The organism is Streptomyces sp. TN58 (genome assembly GCF_001941845.1).
Lineage (GTDB): Bacteria > Actinomycetota > Actinomycetes > Streptomycetales > Streptomycetaceae > Streptomyces.
Genome location: NZ_CP018870.1, coordinates 4,007,656 through 4,029,680, shown reverse-complemented (window position 1 = coordinate 4,029,680; position 22,025 = coordinate 4,007,656). Strand labels below are relative to the sequence as shown.

At 71.4% G+C, this 22,025-nt stretch carries 19 protein-coding genes; 9 read left to right on the top strand and 10 right to left on the bottom strand.

Annotated features, from left to right (window positions below):
• Nucleotides 1-113 precede the first annotated feature (113 nt).
• Nucleotides 114-1,391, top strand: coding sequence for a serine--tRNA ligase (gene serS, locus BSL84_RS18250; RefSeq protein ID WP_075970747.1), 1,278 nt, complete (start codon nucleotides 114-116; stop codon nucleotides 1,389-1,391).
• Nucleotides 1,388-2,200: an HAD family hydrolase gene (locus BSL84_RS18245; protein ID WP_075970746.1), complete on the top strand. Its 813-nt coding sequence runs from the start codon at nucleotides 1,388-1,390 to the stop codon at nucleotides 2,198-2,200. The genes serS and BSL84_RS18245 overlap by 4 nt, the downstream gene beginning before the upstream one ends.
• Before the next feature lie 150 nt (nucleotides 2,201-2,350).
• On the opposite strand, the gene BSL84_RS18240 is transcribed toward BSL84_RS18245, so the two are convergent.
• Nucleotides 2,351-2,899, bottom strand: coding sequence for a hypothetical protein (locus tag BSL84_RS18240; RefSeq protein ID WP_030026444.1), 549 nt, complete (start codon nucleotides 2,897-2,899; stop codon nucleotides 2,351-2,353).
• Between the two features lie 162 nt (nucleotides 2,900-3,061).
• Between BSL84_RS18240 and BSL84_RS18235 the strand changes: the two genes are divergently transcribed.
• The gene (locus tag BSL84_RS18235) at nucleotides 3,062-4,081 is read left to right on the top strand and encodes a sensor histidine kinase (protein ID WP_051873048.1); all 1,020 of its coding nucleotides are present in this window, start codon (nucleotides 3,062-3,064) and stop codon (nucleotides 4,079-4,081) included.
• Between the two features lie 10 nt (nucleotides 4,082-4,091).
• Nucleotides 4,092-4,736 carry a response regulator gene (locus tag BSL84_RS18230; RefSeq protein ID WP_030026442.1) on the top strand — a complete coding sequence of 215 codons (645 nt, stop codon included), beginning with the start codon at nucleotides 4,092-4,094 and terminating at the stop codon, nucleotides 4,734-4,736.
• Here the strand turns inward: BSL84_RS18230 and BSL84_RS18225 are convergent.
• The 5 genes from BSL84_RS18225 to BSL84_RS18205 form a co-directional block, all read right to left on the bottom strand.
• Nucleotides 4,733-5,401, bottom strand: coding sequence for a rhomboid-like protein (locus tag BSL84_RS18225; RefSeq protein ID WP_037660731.1), 669 nt, complete (start codon nucleotides 5,399-5,401; stop codon nucleotides 4,733-4,735). The two genes, BSL84_RS18230 and BSL84_RS18225, sit on opposite strands and share 4 nt — an antisense overlap.
• A gap of 83 nt (nucleotides 5,402-5,484) precedes the next feature.
• Nucleotides 5,485-6,204, bottom strand: a complete 720-nt coding sequence (locus BSL84_RS18220) for an ABC transporter permease (protein ID WP_030026439.1) — start codon at nucleotides 6,202-6,204, stop codon at nucleotides 5,485-5,487.
• A 21-nt stretch (nucleotides 6,205-6,225) separates the two neighbouring features.
• The gene (locus BSL84_RS18215; protein ID WP_030026437.1) at nucleotides 6,226-7,137 is read right to left on the bottom strand and encodes an ABC transporter ATP-binding protein; all 912 of its coding nucleotides are present in this window, start codon (nucleotides 7,135-7,137) and stop codon (nucleotides 6,226-6,228) included.
• Nucleotides 7,134-8,021 carry an ABC transporter permease subunit gene (locus tag BSL84_RS18210; protein ID WP_075970745.1) on the bottom strand — a complete coding sequence of 296 codons (888 nt, stop codon included), beginning with the start codon at nucleotides 8,019-8,021 and terminating at the stop codon, nucleotides 7,134-7,136. The genes BSL84_RS18215 and BSL84_RS18210 overlap by 4 nt, the downstream gene beginning before the upstream one ends.
• The gene (locus tag BSL84_RS18205) at nucleotides 8,011-9,000 is read right to left on the bottom strand and encodes an ABC transporter ATP-binding protein (RefSeq protein WP_075970744.1); all 990 of its coding nucleotides are present in this window, start codon (nucleotides 8,998-9,000) and stop codon (nucleotides 8,011-8,013) included. The genes BSL84_RS18210 and BSL84_RS18205 overlap by 11 nt, the downstream gene beginning before the upstream one ends.
• Nucleotides 9,001-9,216: 216 nt before the next feature.
• Between BSL84_RS18205 and BSL84_RS18200 the strand changes: the two genes are divergently transcribed.
• The 3 genes from BSL84_RS18200 (at nucleotide 9,217) to BSL84_RS18190 (ending at nucleotide 13,022) form a co-directional block, all read left to right on the top strand.
• The gene (locus BSL84_RS18200; protein WP_079273238.1) at nucleotides 9,217-10,113 is read left to right on the top strand and encodes a M24 family metallopeptidase; all 897 of its coding nucleotides are present in this window, start codon (nucleotides 9,217-9,219) and stop codon (nucleotides 10,111-10,113) included.
• On the top strand, nucleotides 10,110-11,900 hold the full coding sequence (locus tag BSL84_RS18195; protein WP_075970743.1) for an SDR family oxidoreductase: 1,791 nt from the start codon (nucleotides 10,110-10,112) through the stop codon (nucleotides 11,898-11,900). The genes BSL84_RS18200 and BSL84_RS18195 overlap by 4 nt, the downstream gene beginning before the upstream one ends.
• A 201-nt stretch (nucleotides 11,901-12,101) precedes the next feature.
• On the top strand, nucleotides 12,102-13,022 hold the full coding sequence (locus BSL84_RS18190; protein WP_075970742.1) for a MerR family transcriptional regulator: 921 nt from the start codon (nucleotides 12,102-12,104) through the stop codon (nucleotides 13,020-13,022).
• A gap of 118 nt (nucleotides 13,023-13,140) precedes the next feature.
• On the opposite strand, the gene BSL84_RS18185 is transcribed toward BSL84_RS18190, so the two are convergent.
• The gene (locus tag BSL84_RS18185) at nucleotides 13,141-13,977 is read right to left on the bottom strand and encodes an aquaporin (RefSeq protein WP_079273237.1); all 837 of its coding nucleotides are present in this window, start codon (nucleotides 13,975-13,977) and stop codon (nucleotides 13,141-13,143) included.
• A gap of 131 nt (nucleotides 13,978-14,108) precedes the next feature.
• Here BSL84_RS18185 and BSL84_RS18180 point away from each other — a divergent pair, with 131 nt between their 5' ends.
• Complete coding sequence (locus tag BSL84_RS18180; RefSeq protein ID WP_075970741.1) at nucleotides 14,109-14,648, top strand: RNA 2'-phosphotransferase; 540 nt, start codon at nucleotides 14,109-14,111, stop codon at nucleotides 14,646-14,648.
• A gap of 92 nt (nucleotides 14,649-14,740) precedes the next feature.
• Here BSL84_RS18180 and BSL84_RS18175 read toward each other — a convergent pair whose 3' ends face one another.
• Complete coding sequence (locus BSL84_RS18175) at nucleotides 14,741-15,646, bottom strand: LLM class flavin-dependent oxidoreductase (protein WP_030028743.1); 906 nt, start codon at nucleotides 15,644-15,646, stop codon at nucleotides 14,741-14,743.
• A gap of 107 nt (nucleotides 15,647-15,753) precedes the next feature.
• Here BSL84_RS18175 and BSL84_RS18170 point away from each other — a divergent pair, with 107 nt between their 5' ends.
• Complete coding sequence (locus tag BSL84_RS18170; protein WP_045320640.1) at nucleotides 15,754-16,641, top strand: HAD family hydrolase; 888 nt, start codon at nucleotides 15,754-15,756, stop codon at nucleotides 16,639-16,641.
• Nucleotides 16,642-16,652: 11 nt separating this feature from the next.
• Here BSL84_RS18170 and BSL84_RS18165 read toward each other — a convergent pair whose 3' ends face one another.
• Nucleotides 16,653-18,404 (bottom strand): GAF domain-containing protein, encoded by a 1,752-nt coding sequence (locus BSL84_RS18165; protein WP_030028740.1) that lies wholly within the window; start codon nucleotides 18,402-18,404, stop codon nucleotides 16,653-16,655.
• 16 nt (nucleotides 18,405-18,420) lie between these two features.
• A complete protein-coding gene (gene cydD / locus BSL84_RS18160; protein WP_075970740.1) occupies nucleotides 18,421-22,014 on the bottom strand; it encodes a thiol reductant ABC exporter subunit CydD in 3,594 nt (1,197 codons plus the stop codon).
• Between the last annotated feature and the right edge of the window lie 11 nt (nucleotides 22,015-22,025).

Below are 22,025 nucleotides of genomic sequence, written 5' to 3'. Positions count from 1 at the left end.
GGGTCACTTCCGGTCGGCGATCAAGGCTTATCCATTCGTTGCAATTGGGGCATAGCGACACGCAGCGTGATATCGGTGTGATCCCAGGAAGCCCCGCCCGGTAGCCTGGAGGGGTGATTGACCTCCGGCTGCTCCGTGAAGACCCTGACCGTGTCCGCGCCTCGCAGCGCGCTCGTGGAGAGGACGTCGAACTCGTCGACGCCCTGCTCTCCGCGGACGAGCGCCGCAGGTCCTCTGGCATGCGCTTCGACGAACTGCGCAACGAGCAGAAGTCGCTCGGCAAGCTCATCCCGAAGGCCTCCCCGGAGGAGCGGGCGGAGCTCCTGAAGAAGGCCGAGCAGCTCAAGCAGGACGTCAAGTCCGCCGAGGCCGAGCAGAACGAGGCCGACGAAGCCGCCAAGCGCCTCCTTCTCCAGCTCGGCAACATCGTCCACGAGGACGTTCCGGTCGGCGGTGAAGAGGATTTCACCGTTCTGGAGACGCACGGCACCATCCGTGATTTCGCCGCCGAGGGCTTCGAGCCCAAGGACCACCTGGAACTCGGCGAACTGCTGGGCGCCATCGACGTCGAGCGCGGCGCCAAGGTGTCGGGCTCGCGTTTCTACTACCTGACCGGTGTGGGCGCGCTGCTGGAGCTCGCCCTGGTCAACGCCGCCATCGCCCAGGCCACCGAGGCCGGCTTCGTCCCGATGCTGACGCCGGCGCTGGTCCGCCCGCGCGCCATGGAGGGCACCGGATTCCTCGGCCAGGCCGCGGAGAACGTGTACCACCTGGAGAAGGACGACTACTACCTGGTCGGCACCTCCGAGGTCCCGCTCGCCGCGTACCACATGGACGAGATCATCGACGGCGACAAGCTGCCTCTGCGGTACGCCGGTTTCTCCCCGTGCTTCCGCCGTGAGGCCGGTACGTACGGCAAGGACACCCGCGGCATCTTCCGCGTCCACCAGTTCGACAAGGTCGAGATGTTCTCGTACGTCGCGCCGGAGGACGCCGAGGCCGAGCACCAGCGGCTGCTGGAATGGGAGAAGCAGTGGCTGACCAGCCTGGAGCTGCCGTTCCAGGTGATCGACGTCGCCACCGGTGACCTGGGCGCCTCCGCCTCGCGCAAGTTCGACTGCGAGGCGTGGATCCCGACCCAGGGCAAGTACCGCGAACTGACCTCCGCGTCGAACTGCGACAGCTTCCAGGCCCGCCGTCTGTCGATCCGGTACCGCGACGGCAAGAAGACCCAGCCGCTGTCCACGCTGAACGGCACGCTGTGCGCGGTGCCGCGCACGATCGTCGCGATCCTTGAGAACCACCAGCTGGCCGATGGTTCCGTGCGGGTGCCCCAGGCGCTCCGGCCGTACCTCGGTGGCCGCGAGGTCCTGGAGCCGATCACCAAGTGAGCCCGGCCCCGTTCCCGTACAAGCTCGTCGCGACCGACCTCGACGGCACGCTGCTGCGTGGCGACGACACCGTCTCGGAACGCACCCGTGAAGCGCTCGCCGCGGCCACCGCGGCGGGCGCGGCCCACATCATCGTCACCGGCCGCGCCGTGCCCTGGACCCGGCACGTGCTGGACGATCTCGGCTACAAGGGGATCGCGGTCTGCGGTCAGGGCGCCCAGGTCTACGACGCGGGGGCGCACCGGCTGCTGACCTCAGTGACGCTGGACCGGCAGCTCGCCGGGCTGGCGCTCTCGAAGCTGGAGGCCGAGGTCGGCCCGCTGGCCCTGGCCGCCAGCCGGGACGGGGTGGACGGCGAAGTCCTGTTCGGGCCCGGCTACCAGGTGCAGGAAGGCCTCCCGGCCCTCTACCTGGAGGACACCGCCGCCGTGTGGACGGCTCCGCTCAACAAGCTCTACATCCAGCACCCTGAGCTCGGCGACGACCAGCTCGTCAAGGCCGCCAGGGAGACCGTGGGCAGCCTGGTCGACGTCGTCCTGGCGGGCCCGGGGATAGTGGAGATCCTGCCGCTGGGCCTGACGAAGGCCACGGGCCTGTCGCTGGCCGCGCGCCGGCTCGGGGTGAAGGCTGCGGAGACGATCGCCTTCGGCGACATGCCGAACGACATCCCGATGTTCGGCTGGGCCGCTCGCGGGGTGGCCATGGCCAACGCGCATCCGGAGCTCACGGCGGTGGCCGACGAGGTGACGGCCTCCAACGAGGAGGACGGCATCGCGGTCGTGCTGGAGCGTCTGCTGGGCGCGGCGTAGTACGCAGCCGGGAGGACGGCAGGACACGAGAAGTCCGGGGCAGCCCGCGCCAGAAGGCGCGCTCGAAGTGGCTGCCCCGGACCTTTTGTTGCTCCCCGCACGACTCACTCTGCCCTTGCCCGAAGCCCCGTACCAGCGATTTTCCGCGTATCAGCCGTGAATCCGGCGGCGCCGCCAGTAGGCGAAGGTGAGCACGCCCAGCAGCGGCCCCCACAGCAGCAGCGGTGCGTAGGACAGGTTGAAGATCCACAGTGCGAGTCCGGTCGGCGCGTCTGGGTTGGCGGCGTTGACCTCGGTCCAGGTCGCGGCGCCGAGGCAGGTGATGCCGGTGAGCGCGAGCGCGCCCAGCGCCGCGGGGACCACTGCCACGAGCGGGTGGAGCCGACGCCCGCCCAGCCGGGGGATCCAACGTGGCAGCTCCTCGCCCCAGCGCCGCACCAGACCGAGGCTCAACAGCCCCAGGCCTTCCTGCAGGAGGGTGACGAGGACGAGAACCAGGGATTCCCGGCCCGGATAGTACGAGTGGTGAAGATCGCTGCCCGGGCCCCAGCCCATGGGTATGCCGGCCGCGATCGCGAGCCGCCACAGGCAGCTGGGGAGCACGGTCAGCGAGGCAAGCGTGGCGAGGCGGCGCAGGGCCGGAGAGACTCCGGGCACGGCGTCCGAGGCCCGTGCGAGAACGGCAGGGGTGGAAGTCATCGTCCAAGTCCCTTCACAGAGACGGGGTTTGATGGTTCGAGCCTTGTCGGCCTCGGTCCTCCGCACCATCCGCCGATCAGCAGGCCGACCGCGAGGTCAGAGTGCGCGGATCTGCCGGACGGCAGATGGCCGGGCGTCGGATCCCGCTCGTAGGGTCGGGTCATGACCGTCAAACTCCGGGTCGTATGGGCCCCCTTGCTGGCTTCGGCCGCCCTCGCAGGCCTCACGGCCACCGTCCTGGGCGCGCCCGCGAAGTGGCTGCTTGTATGGGCGGGCCTGTTGCTTGTGCTACTCGCCCTGGTGGCCCGCTGGTCACCGGTGCGTTCGGGGACCGTCGCGGGTGTGCTGGGTGTGGTCGCGGTCTCGGTCTGGCCGGTGCCGCTGGTGTGGGAGACGGGCTCATGGCTGGACTTCTGCGGTGTGGCGGGCTTCTGGGCCCTCCCCGCGCTCGGGGCGGCCCTGGCCGGCGGCTACCTGCGCCGGCAGAGTGCCCGGATGGCACAGGCTCTGCGGGACGCGCGGCGCGACCAGCAGCTGGAACTGGCCCGGGATCTGCATGACTTCGTGGCGCACGACGTGAGCGCCATCGTGGTGCAGGCGCAGGCCGCGAGGTTCGTGGCCGAGCAGGATTCCGAACTGGATTCCGGGCACGATTCCGGGCAGGGCGCCCGGCAGGTGGTCCGCGCCCTGGAGCGCATCGAGGCAGCGGGGCTGAGCGCGCTGGCGTCGATGGACCGCACCGTGCACGCACTCCAGGATGCCGCGGGGCCGACGACTCCCGTTCCGGGGCTGGCCCGACTGCCGGAGCTGGTGGAGCGGTTCGAGGGTGGAGCGCTGGACGCCGACGCCGTGGCCGTGAGCGAGCTGTCGCGGGAGGCGGACACCACCGCCTACCGGGTGGCCGTCGAGGCGCTGACGAACGTACGCCGGCACGCGCCGGGAGCGGCCGTGGTCCGGGTCGCCGTACGCCGGTCCGGCACGGGTACCGAGCTGACTGTGACCAACTCCGCGGCTCGGCGCAGCGGCGGGCGTCTGCCGCGTCGCAGACGGAGCGGTACCGGGCTGGCCGGGCTGCGCGCGCGGGTGGAGGCGGCGGGCGGAACCCTGTGGGCCGGAGCGGTCGAAGACGGCGGGTGGCGGGTTTCCGCCCTCTTCCCGGCGCAGGAGAACGCCGCCAGGTGATCATGGCGGCGTGACCACACGCATCCTGATAGCCGACGACCAAGAGGACATCCGCAGCGGATTCCGGCTGATCCTCGACTCGCAGCCGGACATGACCGTCGTGGGGGAGGCGGCGGACGGCGTGAGCGCGGTGGCGCTGGCCCGGCAGCTGCGGCCCGACGTGGTGCTCGCGGACATCCGGATGCCGCGGCTCGACGGGCTGGAGGTGACCCGGCTGCTGGCCCCCGAGACACGGGTGGTGGTGGTGACCACCTTCGACCTCGACGAGTACGTACACACCGCACTGCGCAACGGCGCCTGCGGATTTCTGCTGAAACGGTCCGGACCGGCGCTGCTGATCGAGGGCGTACGGGCCGCGATGGCGGGAGACACCCTGATCAGCCCGCAGATCACGGTACGGCTGCTGAGCCGGCTGACGCAGCCTGCTCCGGCCGCCCGGCCAGTGGACCATCCCCTGACGGCGCGGGAGCTGGACATCGTACGGCTGGTGGCGCGGGGGCTCACCAATGCCGAGATCGGCGCGGAGCTGTTCATCACCGCGGGCACCGCCAAGACCCACATCGCGAACATCCAGGCGAAGACCGGGGCCAGGAACCGGGTGGGCATCGCCGCCTGGGCGTGGGAGCACGGGATCGCGAACGCGGACACCCCCTAAGGGTGGCCCCGTTTCACGTGAAACGTCGGCGTTGTTTCACGTGAAACAACGCCGCGCGTAAGCGGCCAGGCCAGCAGTCCGACGGCCAGCGCGATGCCGTGTCCGAGGTCGGTGAAGGTCCCGCCGGTGACGAGGGGGATCCCGAAGAAGGCGATCGCTCCGGCGAGGTACACCCAGCGCCAGGGGTGGGGGAGCCGGTATGTGAGGACTCCGATGGAGGCCGCGAGCCCGTAGCTGACGCCGATGTCGACGACATGGGTCATGCTGCGCGGGGCGCGGTGGTCCTGGATGGCCGTCAGAAGGACCTTCTGGCTGATCAGGGTGGCGACCACATGGGCGGTGGCCACGATCACGAGCCAGCGCAGGGTTCCGAGCCAGCGTTCGACGGGGGCGTGGAACACCTCGAAGAGCACGGCGTAGAGGGCCAGTGAGGCGGGGTTGGCGATCCAGAACGCGCTGCTGATGAGTGCGCGGACGGGGTGCTGGACGAGCTGGTGGATGTTGCTGCTGTTGCGGTGCAGCAGGACGCGGTCCACCTGGTCGGGGGCTATCGCGACGATGACGCTGGTCACGGCGATGATCAGCAGCCAGATGTGCGTTCCGGGCGAGGAACGTATCCAGGACCGCAGGGGCCGGGAGGGCTCCGGGTCGGTTCGCTCGCTCATGCACCGATGATGACCCGCAAAGCTGTGCCCCGCCTGGCCGATGGGCCGGGCGGGGCACGGTCACGCGCGGTACGGCGGGCGGCTTACTCCTCGCCGGCCAGGGTGAGGCGGCGCAGCTTCTGGCCCGCGTAGACCGTCGCTCCGACGGTGACCACCACAAGGAGGACCGAGGCGGTGGGCAGGCCCACCGTGGCGTCGACGTAGCCCTGCCCGGCGACCTTCTCGGCGAGGGCCAGGGCCCACTGCTGGACGCTGAGGGTCTTGGCGCCCGAGACGAGGCTGCCGAAGAGCGACTCCCAGATGAGGGCGTACACCAGGCCGAAGACGACCGCGTGCCGGCTGACGGTGCCCAGCAGCAGGAACAGCGCGCTGTAGGCGATCGAGGCCACGAGTGCGGCGATCGTGTAGGCGATGGCGATCTGCTGGCCGTTGCCGTTGAGGATGTACCCGGCGATCAGGGTCGGGATCGCGGAGAACGCCATGGTGACGGCGACGGCCACGATCAGCTTGGTCATGATGATCGTCGGGCGCTTCACCGGCTTCGCCAGCAGGTAGACGATGGAGCCGTCGTCGATCTCGGGGCCGATGGCGCCGGTGCCGGCGATCACGCCGATCAGCGGGACCATCGTGGCGAGGGCGAAGCCGCCGAGCAGGTCCGCCGCGACCTTGTCGTCCACACCCGTGAAGGCGCGGACGGCGACGGCGATGACGATCAGCAGCGCGGGAAGCGCGAAGAGGATCAGTGCGCGGCGCCGGCCGAGCAGGGCCCGGTAGGTGAGCCGGGCGACGGTGGGGTTGTACACGTACATGGGTGCCAGCTCCTTTCAGGCCGTGACGAGGTAGGAGAAGACCGACTCAAGGGACTCGTCCGAGGGCGAGACCGTCAGCAGCCGGATGCCGTGCTGTCGGGCCACGACGGGCAGCAGTTCCGTGAAGCGGCCGAAGTCGACGGCCTGGATGCGCAGCGCGCCCTCCTTCAGGTCGACCTCGATGCCGGCCGTGGAGGGGTCGGCGATGAGGGCCGCCGCGAGGGCCCGGTCGTCGGAGGAGCGGACGAGGTAGCGGTGCGGGCGGTCCGTCATCAGGCGGCGGATCTTGCGGAAGTCGCCGGAGGCGGCGTGCCGTCCGGCCACGACCACCTCGATGTGGGAGGCGAGCTGCTCGACCTCCTCCAGGATGTGGGAGGAGAACAGGACGGTGCGTCCTTCGTCTCCCATGCGGCGCAGCAGGTCCATCAGCTGCATGCGCTGACGGGGGTCCATCCCGTTGAACGGCTCGTCCAGGAGCAGCACGGACGGGTCGTGGACCAGGGCGGACGCCATCTTGACGCGCTGGCGCATGCCCTTGGAGTAGGTGGAGATCTTGCGGTCCTGCGCGTACTCCATCTCGACGGTGGCGAGTGCGCGCTGCGCGGCCGCGTCGTCGAGGCCGTGGAGCTCGGCGTTCGCGACGACGAACTCACGGCCGGTGAGGAAGTCGTACATCGCCTCGCGCTCGGGCACGACGCCCACCTGCTTGTAGATCTGCTCGTTGCGCCAGATCGGAGCACCGTCGAGGGTGACGGTGCCCGTGGAGGGGGCGAGGAAGCCGCCCATCATGTTGATGAGCGTGGACTTGCCCGCGCCGTTGGGGCCCAGCAGTCCCGTGACACCGGGGCCGATGCGCATCGTCACGTCGTTGACGGCGACGACGTTCCCGAACCAGCGGGAGGTGTGGTCGATGTCGATGGTGGTCACAGCCCGGCCTTCCGGTAGCGGGCCATCAGGGCGGCGTAGGAGCCGGCGATCAGGCCGAGGGCGACGAGCAGGTAGACGAAGCCGATGCCGGCCGAGGGGCCCTCTCCGCCGGGGAAGGCGGAGGTGGCGCCGAGGAACGCGGTCTGCACGCCGTCGATCAGGGTGATCGGGGAGAACAGGCCCAGCCAGTCGATGGATCCCGTGTTCCCGGTGCTGTAGGCGATGCCCTGTACCGCGGTGACCGCCCCGTAGGGGATCAGGAGCACCGCGATGATCGCCGCGACGCCGAAGCCGCGGCGCGGGGTGAGCGCGGCCATCACCAGGCCGATCCCGGAGAAGAGAAGCGACAGCAGCAGAACCGACACGAGTCCTTGCCCGAATCCCTTGGTCTGGTCGGCGAAGTCGAACTTCGCCAGGAGCGCGCCGATCCACATGATCAGCAGCGGGGTCGCGGTGAGGATGAACATGGCCGAGGCCATGGCCGCGTACTTGGCGACGACGTAGTCGACACGCTCGATGGGCCGCGAGAAGTAGAGCGGGACCGTCTTGAAGCGCAGGTCACGCGAGACGGACTGCGGCGCCTGGGAGGCGAGGTAGAGGCCGATGACCACCTGGGTGGTCAGGGCGTACGTCGTGTACTTGATCGGCAGGTCCGTAGAACCGGGCACGGCGATGGCCACCGCGACGATGATCAGCGCCGGGACGCACATCACCGCGAAGAGCAGCATCGGGAGGACCTTGGACTTGGCGGACCGGCCGAGCCCGTAGGCGCCGCGCAGGGACTGGGAGAAGAGCGACTTGCGGGCGTAGGCACGGCCGAGCCGCGGTCCGTCGTAGGACCGGTAGCCGATGTTGTGGATCTGCGTCGACGTCTCAGGCGCCATCGGAACCGGCTCCCTTCTGCTGAGCGGTGTACGGGGGCTGGTCGTTGTCGCGGAAGACCTCCGCGATGTGGTGGCGGCGCTGCTCCATGCGGACCAGGCCGATGCCCAGCTCGGCGACGGTGTCGCGGATGGTGTCGTAGGTGTGCTCGCCGGAAGCCTCGACGAGGAGGATGTGGCCGGCTCCGGGCAGGCCCTGCTCCTCGCCCGCGTGCAGGGTGAGTCCGGCCTCGGTGAGCGCCTTGCGCAGGGCGGCGGATCCGTCCGGGTGGGCGTCGGAGTCGGTGACCTCGACCGCCAGGGTCGCGGTGGTCTGGGTGAAGTCGCTGGTGGAGCTGGAGCGCAGCAGCTTGCCGCCGTCGACGACCACGACGTGGTCGCAGGTCCGCTCCAGCTCGCCGAGGAGGTGGGAGGTGACCAGGACGGAGATGCCGAAGTCGGTGTAGACGCGGCGGATCAAGCCGAGCATCTCGTCGCGCCCGACCGGGTCCAGACCGTTGGTCGGCTCGTCCAGGAGGACCAGCTGGGGGTCGTGGACGAGTGCCTGGGCGAGCTTGACGCGCTGCTTCATGCCCGTGGAGTACCCGCCGATGGGGCGGTAGCGCTCCTCGTACAGCCCGACGTGGCGCAGGGTGTCGGCGGTGCGCTCGCGGGCCGCGGTCGGCGGCAGTCCGGACATGCGCGCCATGTGGACGACGAACTCGGTGGCCGAGACGTCGGGTGGCAGGCAGTCGTGTTCGGGCATGTACCCGACGCGTTCACGAATGGCGCTGCCATGCGTATTGACGTCGAGGCCGAGCACGGCGGCGCTGCCCTCGGTGGCGGGGGACAGTCCCAGCAGAATCTTGATCAGCGTGGACTTGCCGGCTCCGTTGGCACCCACGAGCCCGGTCACGCCGGGGCCGATGTCCAGGGAGAGCCGGTCGAGGGCGGTCACTCGGGGGTACCGCTTGCTCAGGCTTTCGGTCGCGATGACAGTCACGGATCCGACGTTAGTGGTGTGGTTCTCGCCAGGCGTCAGACCTGGAGCTGGATCCGGTCTCCGCCTTACGGCGTACATACCCGTACTGGAGGCTGATGTGGACCGGACAACTTTGTCCACAGGACCCTGCACGGCCCTTGACGCGATCTCCGGTCATTGTCACATTCATCAGTGTCAACTTACGGGCGCGTACGGCTCTACGGATGGACGGCTGACATGGCTGGGGACACCAGGCAACGCACCGCACGACACCCGGGACGCTCCACCGGACGGATCACCGGACGGCCCGGCGCCGACCTCAGCGGGTTCAGAGAGGTGCAGCGCCTCGCGTACGAGTGCGCCGAGGCGGTCGCAGCCCAGCTGCGGCCCGGTGTGACCGAGCGCGAGGCCGCGCGGATGCAGCGGGAGTGGCTGCGCGCACGCGGCGTCCGGGACTGGTTCCACCTGCCGTTCGCCTGGTTCGGGGACCGGACCGCCTTCGCGAACTTCCGCATACCGCTGCAGTTCTTCCCCACCGGCCGGCGGCTGGAGCCGGGAATGCCGTTCATCCTCGACATGGCGCCCGTCTACAGGGGCTTCTCGGCGGACATCGGCTATTCGGGCAGCCTCGGCCTCAATCCGGTGCAGGACCGGCTCATGTCCGATCTCCGGGCGCACCGGGCGCTGATCCTGGAGCGGATACGGGAGCGCCGCTCCCTGCGCGGGATCTACGAGGACGTCGAGCGCCTGATGAACCGGCAGGGGTACGCCAACCGGCACCGCGCCTATCCCTTCGGCGTGATCGCCCACAAGATCGACCGGGTGAGGGAGCGGCGCTGGTCGCCGACGGCCTTCGGTTTCGGCACGCAGTCCCTCAAGGGGCTGGCCTCCGACGCCCTCCACGGGCACCGTGAGGGCTGGTCCCCGCTGTGGAGCCCCTACAGCTTCTCCGACCACCCGCCGCAGCCCGGCCTGTGGGCGGTGGAGCCGCACCTGGGCTTCCGGGGCACCGGCGCGAAGTTCGAGGAGATACTCGTGGTCACCGACTCCCGGGACCCCGAGGAGAGCGCGTTCTGGCTGGACGACGACCTGCCGCACGTGCGGCGCTGGGCCGAGGAGGAGAAGGCAGCATGAGCGGCGTGAGCGGAGCGGGAGCGGCGGAGCTCCCCGGTGCGCGGGAGCACTGGGTGCGCACCGGCGGGGTCGAGTTGTGCGTGGTCGAGCTCGGCGAGCGGGGCCGGCCGACCGTGCTGCTGGTGCACGGCTACCCGGACAGCAAGGAGGTCTGGACGGAGGTCGCCGAGCGGCTCGCGGCCCGCTTCCACGTGGTGCTCTACGACGTACGCGGCCACGGGCGCTCCACCGCGCCGCAGCCGCTGCGCGGCGGGTTCACCCTGGAGAAGCTGACGGACGACTTCCTGGCGGTGGCGGACGCCGTCAGTCCGGACCGGCCGGTGCACCTGGTGGGCCACGACTGGGGTTCTGTACAGGGCTGGGAGTTCGCGACGGTCGGCCGTACGGAGGGCCGGATCGCCTCCTTCACGTCGATGTCGGGCCCCTCCCTGGACCACTTCGGCCACTGGATCAAGAGGCGCATGTCGCGGCCGACCCCCCGGGCGGCGGCGCAGCTCCTCGGCCAGGGCGCCAAGTCCTGGTACGTCTACCTGCTGCACACTCCCGTGCTGCCGGAGCTCGCCTGGCGCGGCCCCCTCGGCAAGCGGTGGCCCACGATGCTGCAGCGGGTCGAGAAGGTGCCGGTCGGCTCCTACCCGACGGCCTCGCTGCGGTCGGACGCGGCGCACGGCGCCTGGCTCTACCGCGACAACGTGCGGCCGAGGCTGCGCCGGCCGCGCCCCGACGCCTACGCGCACGTGCCTGTGCAGCTGATCACTCCGACCGGGGACGCGTTCCTGTCCGAGCGGCTCTACGACGATCTTGAGCGCTGGGCTCCGGACCTGCTGCGGCGGACCCTGCCGGCCAAGCACTGGATCCCGCGCACCAGGCCCGACCAGCTGGCCTCCTGGATCGCCGAGTTCGTCGCCGCCCGGGAGGAGCCGGCCGCGCGGGCCCCTCGGCAGAAGGCGCCGGCACGGTACGCCGAACGCTTCGGGGGCCAGCTGGTCCTGGTCACCGGAGCGGCCAGCGGCATCGGCCGGGCCACCACATTCGCCTTCGCCGAGGCGGGAGCACGGGTGGTGGCGGTGGACCGCGACGGCGAGGGCGCGGCCCGCACGGCCGACATGGCCCGACTCGTCGGCGCCCCCGAGGCGTGGGCGGAATGCGTCGACGTCAGTGACGAGCAGGCGATGGAGAAACTGGCGGCGAAGGTCGCCGCCGAGTACGGAATCGTCGACGTCCTGGTCAACAACGCCGGCATCGGCCTGTCCGGAGCCTTCCTCGACACCACCGCCGAGGACTGGAAGAAGGTCCTGGACGTCAACCTGTGGGGCGTCATCCACGGCTGCCGCGTCTTCGGAAAGCAGATGGCCGACCGCGGCCAGGGCGGACACATCGTCAACACCGCGTCCGCCGCCGCCTATCTGCCCTCCCGCACCCTGCCCGCCTACAGCACCTCCAAGGCCGCGGTGCTGATGCTGTCGCAGTGCCTGCGTGCGGAACTCGCCTCGAAGTCCATCGGGGTCTCCGCGATCTGCCCGGGCATCGTCAACACCAACATCACCGCCACCTCGCGCTTCGCCGGAGTCGACGAGGCCGAGGAGAAACGCCGCCAGGAACGCTCCTCGCGGCTCTACGGCCTGCGCAACTTCCCTCCGGAGAAGGTGGCCGACGCGATCCTGCGCGCCGTGGTCCGCGACGAGGCGGTCGTACCGGTCACGCCCGAGTCCAAGGGCGCCCTGTGGATGTCCCGTTTCGCGCCGCGCGCCCTGCGGCGCATCGCACGGATCGAGCCGAAGCTGTGAGCGGGCACCGGTGTCCTGCCCCGCCCGGGGGGAGAGAGCCCGGCACGGCCATGTCCCGCTCCTTCCGGCGGTCGTACCATCCCTCGCAGGAGCGCTCGCCGTACAGGGCGGTCGAGTACCCCGCGGCCGTACCTGCCGCCCGGGCCGCGGCCGGCGCGGTCGGCGCGGCCGGGCGGGCCGCCATGTCGTAGGGAGCCGGGATTGTCCGATCAGGCGGTAGCCGAGTACCGGATCGAGGATCTGGCGCACCACAGCGGAGCGACGGTGCGCACGATCCGCGCGTACCAGGACCGCGGTCTGCTGCCCAAGCCGGAGCGGCGGGGCCGCTCCAACGTCTATCGGGACACGCATCTGGCGCGGCTGCGCCAGATCGCCGACCTGCTGGACCGGGGCTACACCCTGGCCTCCATCAAGGAGCTGCTGGAGGCATGGGACGCGGGGCGCGGCCTGGGCGGCGTACTGGGGCTGGTCGCCGAGGTGCACGGGCCGTGGACCGACGAGGAGGCTGCCCGGATCAGCCGGGACGAGCTGAACGAACGGTTCGGCGGCCTGCCGGACGACGACGCGGTGGGCGAGGCCTGCGAGCTGGGCGTGCTGGAGCGGATTCCAGGGCGACCGGACCAGTTCCTGGTGCCGTCCCCGCAGGAGCTCGCGGTGGCCGCCGAGTTGTACGCGGCCGGGGTGCCGCTCACGGCGATCACCGGGCACCTCCGGGAACTGCGCGGCCAGGTGGAGCACATCGCCTCGCGGTTCCTGGAGTTCACCACCGAGCACGTCTTCGCGCGCTACCTCGGTCAGGTGCCGCCCTCGGACGCGGACGCCGCGGAGGCGGCGACGATGGTGCGGCGGCTGCGGCCGCTGGCACAGCAGACCGTGGACGCGGAGCTGGCGCGGGCGATGCGGCTCTTCGCGACCCGGCACCTCCAGCGGCACCTGGGAACGGCCGGCACCCCGCAGCCGGCGGGCTCCTCACCCGTGGCGCTGCCGGCGGGGACGGTACGGGCGGTCCAGGAGCTGGTCGGAGCCGAACACGTGGCGGAGTTCGTGCGGGCTGCGACAGAGCGCGAGCTCCAGGCACGCACGATGAACGCCCTGGCGAGCCGGGCCGGACGTCAGCCCTGAACGTATGCGGTGCCCCGGGTCCCCGGTTTCCCCAGGGCGGATCACTCGTTTGCCGCCAAAACCCGCCCAAACAGCTGTGGACAAGTGCCCTTTCCCTGTGGGCAACCGAGACGGCGTCTCAACCCACGGTCCGGTACGCGTCCCTGTAAGGGCCCTCCCCGGCCGCCGTGGCGACCCCGGGGAGCGCAGCCGGTACGGCGGTTCCGCCCGGCTTCGGCTCCCCGGCCTCGGAGCCTTCGCCGGCTGCGGAGCGGTCGCTCGCGCCGCCCCTCGCCCCGGTCCCGTAGAGGAGGGCGGCCAAGACCAGGCCGAGCACCCCGCCGGCCAGTTGGGCGGCGACGAAGCCCGGCAGCGAACCGGGCGCGATGCCCGTGAAGGAGTCGCTGAAGCTGCGCCCGATGGTGCCGGCGGGGTTGGCGAAGGACCCGGAGGAGGTGAACCAGATCGCGGCCGCGAGGTACGCCGCCACCGCCGCCGGTATCAGCCCGGCGCGCCCGATACGCCCCAGCCCCTGGATCACCAGGACGAGGCCGGCGGTGGCGATCACCTCGCCGACGAGCAGATGGCCCCCGTCGCGCACCTGGGTGGCGAAGCTGCCCGGAGGCCGGCCGAACATGGCCTCCGCGAGGACGGCGCCACCGATGGCACCGGCCGTCTGTGCGGTGACGTAGACGGACACCTCACGGCCGCCGAGCCCTGTACCGCCGGTGCGGCCGGCCCACCAGGAGGTGAGGGTCACCACCGGGTTGAGATGGGCACCGGACAGCGGGCCGAGGAGAGTGACGATCAGACCGAGACCGATCGCCGACACGAACGAGTTGGCGAGGAGGGCCACACCGGTGTCGGGACTGAGCTCCGCGGCCTTGAGCCCGGATCCGATCACGACCATGAGCAGGCCGGCGGTCCCGATCAGCTCGGCAGCCGCACGGCGTGGGAGAGAGGTCTGAGGTGTCATGGGCCCCCCAAGGCAGAAGTGATAATGGAAAATATATTCCGCATCTTGGAATGACGATAGGGGGTGTCCAGCGCCGCGCCGCCGCCGAAAATCCCTGCCGGAGGGCGTGCCGAGCGGGCACGCTGGGGCTCATGGATGAAAGACGCACCGTGAAGGTGTCCAAATACGTCTCAAAACATCTGCGACACCAGCCGGAACGGATCGGACTGACGCTCGATCCTCACGGCTGGGTGGAGATCGACGACCTGCTGCGCGCCGCCGCCGCGCACGGCTTCCACATCAGCCGCGCCGAGCTCGACCACGTCGTGGCCGCCAACGACAAGCAGCGGTTCGCCGTCGACGGCACCCGCATCCGCGCCAGCCAGGGACACACGGTGGCCGTGGACCTGGACCTGCCGGAGGCCGAACCGCCCGCGTACCTCTACCACGGCACCGTGGCCGCCACCCTCGACTCCATCCGCGCCGAGGGCCTGCGGCCGATGGCCCGGCACCACGTGCACCTGTCCCCCGACCGGGAGACCGCGACCCGGGTGGGCGCCCGCCGCGGCAGGCCCGTCGTGCTCGGCGTGGACGCCGGGGCGATGCGTACGGCCGGGCACGTCTTCCGGATCAGCGCCAACGGGGTCTGGCTGGTGGACGCCGTGCCCCCGCAGTTCCTCCGCTTCCAGTAGCCCCGCCGGCGCACCGTGCCCTGTGGGCGGGGCGGCGGGGCCTACGCGAGCGCGTCCCGCCCGCTTCCTACGGAGCTGCGACGAGTGACGGATCAGCTGTCGAGCTGTGCCAGGGCCTCGGTGGCGATCTTCTCGAAGACCGCCTCGTCGGCGGCGAAGTCGGAGTCCGGGATCGGGGCGTGGATGACCAGCTCCGTGAATCCGAGCTCGCGGTGCCGGCCCGCGAAGTCGACGAACGCATCCAGCGACTCCAGCACGGTGTTGGCCTCGGGCGTGAAGCCGGTCAGCAGGATCTTCTCCATGGGCCCGGGGGCCCGGCCGATCTCCACGAAGGCCTTGTCGAGCCGTTCGAGCTGCCCGCGCAGGGCCTCCAGCGACTGCTCGGGGGTGCCGTCCTCAAAGAGCTTCGGATCACCCGTGGTCACCCAGGCCTGCCCGTGCCGGGCAGCGAGCCGCAGACCGCGCGGGCCGGTCGCGGCGATCGCGAACGGCAGCCGCGGCCCCTGCACACAACCAGGGATGTTGCGGGCCTCCTCGGCCGAGTAGAAGGTGCCCTCGTGGCTCACGGAGCCTTCGCTCAGCAGCCGGTCCAGCAGCGGCACGAACTCGGCGAAGCGGTCGGCGCGCTCACGCGGGGACCAGGCCTCCTGCCCCAGCGCCGTCGCGTCGAACCCGTTGCCGCCGGCGCCGATGCCGAGAGTGACACGGCCGCCCGAGACGTCGTCCAAGGTCATGAGGTCCTTGGCAAGGGTCACCGGGTGACGGAAGTTCGGCGAGGTGACGAGCGTGCCCAGACGCAGCCGCTCGGTGGCGGCGGCCGCCGCGGTCAGAGTGGGCACCGCACCGAACCACGGGCCGTCTCGGAAGCTCCGCCACGACAGGTGGTCATAGGTGTAGGCCGTGTGGAACCCGAGCTGCTCAGCCCGCAGCCACTGGTCCCGACCTCCTTCGTGCCATCGACGTACCGGAAGGATCACCGTGCTCAGTCGCAGACTCATGCGTCGAGCGTACGGCGGGCCGATGTTTCACGTGAAACATCGCGTTCCACGTGAAACACCGCCAACGGCGCCCGCCTGGCTTGATCATGGTCCGGTCCGGCGCTCACATGGGTGAAGATGGAGCCGTGACCTCGGCTCCCCAGCGCCCGGACGGGCCAACGCGCATGCCCCGGCTTATCGCCACCGACCTTGACGGCACCCTGCTGCATGACGACAAGTCCGTCTCACCGCGCACCGTGGCCGCACTGGCCGCTGCCGAGGAGGCGGGTATCGAGGTCTTCTTCGTCACCGGCCGGCCTGCGCGATGGATGGATGTGGTCGCCGACCACGTCCACGGTCACGGCCTCGCCATCTGCGCCAATGGCGCGGCGGTCGTCGACCTGCACGCCGGGCGGGAGTTCGTCCAGGTCAGGGCTCTCCCCAGACAGGCCGCACTCTCCGTCGTCGAAGCCCTGCGCGCCGAGGCGCCCGGCACGTCCTTCGCGGTCGAGCTGACCACCGGCATCAACTACGAGCCGGACTACCCGCCCTTCTTCAAGGATCCGGGCGCGAAGCTCGCGACCGCCGAGGAACTGCTCCACGAGTACGCGGACGCAAGCGCCCCGCCCGTACTCAAGCTGCTGGCGCACCACGCCGACATCACCCCGGACGAGTTCCTCGTACTGGCCCGCTCCGCCGCGGGCGCGTATGCGTCGATCACCCGGTCCAGCCCCACCTCCCTGCTGGAAGTCAGCGGGCACGGCGTGTCCAAGGCGAGCACCCTGGCCCTGTGCTGTGCCGAACGGGGCATCTCCCCCGAGGAGGTCGTCGCGTTCGGGGACATGCCGAACGACGTGGAGATGCTCAGCTGGGCCGGCACCTCCTACGCGATGGGCAACGCCCACCCCGACGTGATCACGGCCGCGTCCGGCCGCACGGTCGCCAACAACGAGGACGGGGTCGCCGTCGTGATCGAGCGCATTCTGGCCGAACGCCTCACGCGGCACCAGGCGTAGGCAGCGGTGCCCTACTGGAGAGGGGCCTCCCACACCAGGGTGGTCCCGCGGCCGCCGTCTCCGATGCCGGGACCGTAGGAGCTCGTGCCGCCCAGCGACTCCGCCCGCCGCCGCAGGTTGCGCAGGCCGCTGCGCCGACCGTGCTCGGGAATGCCCACCCCGTCGTCGGCCACCTCAAGCCGGACTCCGGCCCTGCCGTCCGGCAGGGTGACGGTGCAGTCCAGGACCACCTCGATCCGGGACGCCTCGGCGTGCCGGAAGGCGTTGGACAGCGCCTCGCGCAGCGCGGCGATCAGGTTCTTGCCCACCAGCTCGCCGACGAGCGTGTCGATCGCTCCGAGGAATCGGTGGGAGGGCTTGAAGCCCAGCGGGACGGCCGCCATGTTGATCTCCCGCAGGAGGCGGGTGCGCAGCCCGGACGGGGCTTCCGCGGGCCCCTGCTGAAGGGCGTAGATCGCCGTGCGGATCTCCTGGATCGTCACGTCCAGTTCGTCCACGGCCTTGCCCACACCGTCGCGCACCTCGGGGACGATCGACCGGCGCTGCGCACCCTCCAGCATCAATCCGGTGGCGAACAGCCGCTGGATGACGAGGTCGTGCAGGTCACGGGCGATCCGGTCACGGTCCTCGAAGACCGCCAGCCGCTCTCGGTCGCGCTGTGCCTCGGCCATCATCAGCGCGAGAGCGGCCTGTGAGGCGAACTGAGTGGCCAGGGTCCGCTCCGCCTCGGTGAAAGGCCGCTGGCCGCGGGCGCGGGGAGTGACCAATGCACCCAGCACCCGCCCTCCGCTGTGCAGGGGAAGCATCATGCAGGGGCCGTACTGGCTGGTGAGCCGGCTGATCATGCGGGGGTCCGACGAGGCGTTGTCGGTGAACACCGGATTCCCCCGCAGCAGGTGGTCCACCACCGGGCTCTCGGCGGGGATCACCACACCGAGCGATGTGGCGGGGTTGTCCGCCGACACCGCGACGATCTCCATCCCGCCTTCCTCCGCCGGCAGCAGGACGATCCCGGCAGCCGAGTCGGCCAGTCGGCGGGCCTGCTCGGCCACCACCGCGAGAGCGTCGTCGGCGTCGCCGCCGGAGAGCAGAGCGGTGGTGACCGCGACCGAGCCGTCGATCCAGCGCTCGCGCTGGGTGGCGGCCTCGTACAGGCGGGCGTTGCCGATGGCGATGCCGGCCTCGGTGGCCAGCACCCGGACCATGTGGAGGTCGTAGTCGTTGAACTCGACGCCGCCGTTCTTCTCGGCCAGGTACAGATTGCCGAAGATCTCCCCCTGCACCCGGATCGGGACACCGAGGAAGGTCTTCATGGGCGGGTGGTGCGCCGGGAAGCCCGCCGAGCGCGGGTCCTTCGTCAGATCGGCGAGCCGCACGGTGTCGGAGTGCGAGATCAACGCGCCGAGCAGGCCCCGCTTTCCGTCCGGGCGGTGACCGATCTGCCGGGCCAGCTCGGGACTGATCCCGTGGGTGACGAAGTCCGAAAGCCCCCGGCCCTCCGTGTCGACGACTCCGATCGCCGCGTAGCGGGCGTCCGCCAGCTCGGCCGCGGTCTCGCAGATGCGGTCGAGCGTGGAATGGAGCTCCAGGCCGGTACCGACCGACCGCATGGCCTCCAGCAGCTGTGGCACCCGGGCCGTGAGCTCGGTGGACAGGCCGTGCAGGCTCCTCGTGGCCTCGGTGGCCGCCGCCGACGGGCCCGGTGGCGCCTGCGACGGATCCGGCAGGGGATCCGGTGGTTCCTGCGACGGCTGCGCTGACATGTCCTTGAGCCTCCCATCAGTGGGGAAACTTGGCCAAACTCCCTTCCGTTTCCCGCTCGCGGTCCAGCATCCGGCGCAGCGGCCCCTCGACGGCGGCCAGCTCGGCGTACCCGCCGCGCTGCACGACCTGCCCACGGTCCAGCACCAGCACTTCGTCCACCGCCTCCAGGCCGGCCAGCCGGTGCGTGATCAGTACGGTGGTCCGGCCCTCCGTCGCGGCCAGCAGGTCCGCGGTCAGGGCGTCGGCCGTGGCGAGGTCCAGGTGCTCGGCCGGCTCGTCCAGGACCAGTACGGGGAAGTCCGCCAGCAGCGCCCGGGCCAGGGCCAGGCGCTGGCGCTGGCCGCCCGAGATCCGCTCGCCGTGCTCTCCGACCAGCGTGTCCAGCCCGTCCGGCAGGCTGTCCGCCCACTCCAGCAGTCTGGCCGCGGCCAGGGCGTCCCGCAGCTGTTCCTCGCTCGCCCCGGTGCGGGCCAGCCGCAGGTTCTCCCGGACCGAGCTGTCGAAGAGGTGCGCGTCCTGGGCGCACAGGCCCACGAGTGCCCGTACGTCGTCGCCGTCGAGGGTGCGCGCGTCGGCGCCGCCGAGAGCGTAGGAGCCCTCGGCGGGATCCAGGAACCGGAGCATGACCTGGGCCAGCGTGGTCTTGCCCGAGCCGGAGGGGCCGACGACGGCAATGCGCCGGCCGGACTCCAGGACGAGGTCCAGCCCGCGCAGCGCGTCCCGTTCCTGCCCCGGGTGGCGGGCGGTCAGCCCGGCCAGCGTGAGCGGGAAGGGGGAGGCGGGGGCCGGCGCGGGCTGCTCCGGCTCGGCGACGGGGACGGGGGCGTCGATGACCTCGTAGACCCGTTCGGCGCTACGGCGCACCCGCTGGCGGTACTGCACGGCGAGGGGGAGTCCGCTGACCGCTTCGAAGGCGGCGAGGGGCGTCAGGACCGCGACGGCCATGGCGACCCCGGACAGCCGCCCGTCCTGGACCGCGTTCGCGGCGGCGGCAGCCGCGGCCACGACCGTCAGTCCGCAGACGAGGGCGGACAGCCCGCCACCCAGCCCGCCCGCGGCGGCGCCGCGGGCGGCGATGCGCGTCAGGGCTCCGTCGCTCTCCCGGGCCAGTCCCTTGCGGTCCCCCAGCGCCCCGGCGACGGTCAGCTCCGCGGTGCCGGTGAGCAGGTCGGCCACCCGGGTGGCGAGCTCGCCCCGGGCGGGCGCCAGCCGGCGCTCGGCACGACGCGCGCAGGCACCGCTGACCAGCGGCACTCCGGCCCCCGCGGCGAGGAGCCCGACGGCGAGCACCGCTCCTGCCTCGGGCAGCAGCCAGGCGGTGAAGGCCACGGAACCCGTTCCGACGAGCACCGCGGTACCGACGGGCAGCAGCCAGCGCAGCCAGTAGTCCTGCAGGGCGTCGGCGTCGGCGACCAGCCGGGCCAGCAGGTCCCCGCGGCGGTGCTCGCGCAGCCCGGCGGGGGCGATGCGCTCCAGCCGGCGGTACACCGACACCCGCAGGTCGGCGAGCATCCGCAGGACGGCGTCGTGTGAGACGAGCCGCTCCGCGTATCGGAGGACGGCGCGGCCCAGCCCGAAGGCCCGGGTCGCGGTGACGGCCACCATCAGATAGAGGACGGGGGGCTGTTCGGAGGCCCTGGAGATCAGCCAGCCCGACACGGCCATCAGGCCGACACTGCAGCCGACGGCCAGCGACCCGAGCAACAGCCCCAGTCTGAACCGTCCCTGCCATGCCCTGGCGACCGCCCGCACCCTGCGCAGCGGGTCGGCGGTGTCCGGGCCGGACGTTCCGCCGGGCCTCACCCGCTCCGGGACGGCACCGAGGATCCACTCGCCGGCGTCCGGGTCGACACCTCCGGGAGAAGGGTCCCCCGCACCCGTCCCGGACACCGTGCTGTGGGGGAGCGGTCCGGTGAGCGGGGCCGAACCGGGGCGGGTACCGCCGGTCCCGGGACCACCGGCACCGGGACCGGCGGTCATGTGGACCACCCGGTCCGCGACGGCGAGCAGGGCCGGCCGGTGTACGACCAGGAGCACCGTCCGCCCGGCGGAGAGCCGCCGGACGGCGTCCACGATGCCCGCCTCCGTCTCGCCGTCCAGCGCCGCCGTCGGCTCGTCCAGCAGCAGCACAGGCCGGTCCGCCAGGAAGGCCCGGGCCAGCGCGAGGCGCTGCCGCTGCCCGGCGGACAGGCCCGCACCGCCTTCGCCCAGCAGGGTCTCGGCCCCGTGCGGCAGCGCGGACACGAACTCCCAGGCGCCGGCGTCCTCCAGGGCGGCGGCCACCTCGCTGTCACCGGCGTCCGGGCGGGCCAGCCGTACGTTCGCGGCGACCGTCCCGGCGAAGAGGTGCGGCCGCTGCGGCACCCAGGCGATCTGCTGCCGCCAGTGCTCGGGGGACAGTTCGGCCAGGTCCGTGCCCGCGATGCGTACCCGCCCGGCGGTCGGCCGCACGAATCCCAGCAGCACCTGGAGCAGGGTGGACTTGCCGGCCCCGCTGGGACCGGTGAGGGCCACGCACTCCCCCGGTCCGACGGTCAGCGAGACGCAACGGGGCGAGTCCTCGTCGCGCCCCTCGTAGCGGACGGCGACCCCGTCGATCTCGATGCGCAGGGGGACGCCGCCCGGCAGGGACGCCGTACCCGCCGGGCCGTCGGTGGGGGTCTCCAGGACCTCGAAGATCTCCTCGGCGGCCGCCAGCCCTTCCGCGGCCGCGTGGTACTGCGCTCCCACCTGCCGCAACGGCAGGTAGGCCTCGGGCGCCAGGATGAGGATGACCAGACCGGTGTAGAGGTCCAGTTCGCCGTGGACCAACCGCATGCCGATGGTCACCGCCACCAGCGCGACCGACAGGGTCGCCAGCAGTTCCAGGGCGAAGGACGACAGGAACGCGATGCGCAGCGTCCGCATCGTCGCCCGCCGGTAGTCATCGGTGATCTTGCGGATCGATTCGGCCTGCGCCTTCGCCCGGCCGAACACCTTCAGCGTGGGGAGGCCGGCCACCACGTCCAGGAAATGTCCCGACAGCCGCGAGAGGAGCCGCCACTGGCGGTCCATCCGGGACTGGGTGGCCATGCCGATGAGGACCATGAACACCGGGATCAGGGGGAGGGTGACCACGATGATGGCCGCCGACACCCAGTCCTCGGTGACGATACGGGCGAGCACCGCCACCGGCACCACGACCGCGAGCCCCAACTGGGGCAGGTAGCGGGAGAAGTAGTCGTCGAGCGCGTCCACGCCCCGGGTGGCCAGGGAGATTAGCGACCCGGTCCGCCTACCACTGCGGCGCCCGGGCCCGATCTCCGCCGCCCGGTCCAGCAGCCGCCGGCGCAGCTCCGACTTGACCGCCGCGCTCGCGCGGTGTGCGGCCAGCTCCGTCAGCCATGCGATCAGCGCCCTGCCGAGCGCCACCGCGGCGAGCAGGAGCAGCGGTGTACGCAGTGCGGCGCTGTCGAGGCCCTCCTCGAAGGCACCGACCACGATCTCGGCGATGAGCATCGCCTGACCGACGACCAGACCCGCCCCGGCCAGTCCCAGAGCCACCACCGCCCCCAGGAAGAGACGGGTGGAACGGGCGTACCGGAGCAGGCGCGAGTCGATCGGTTTCACGTGAAACATCC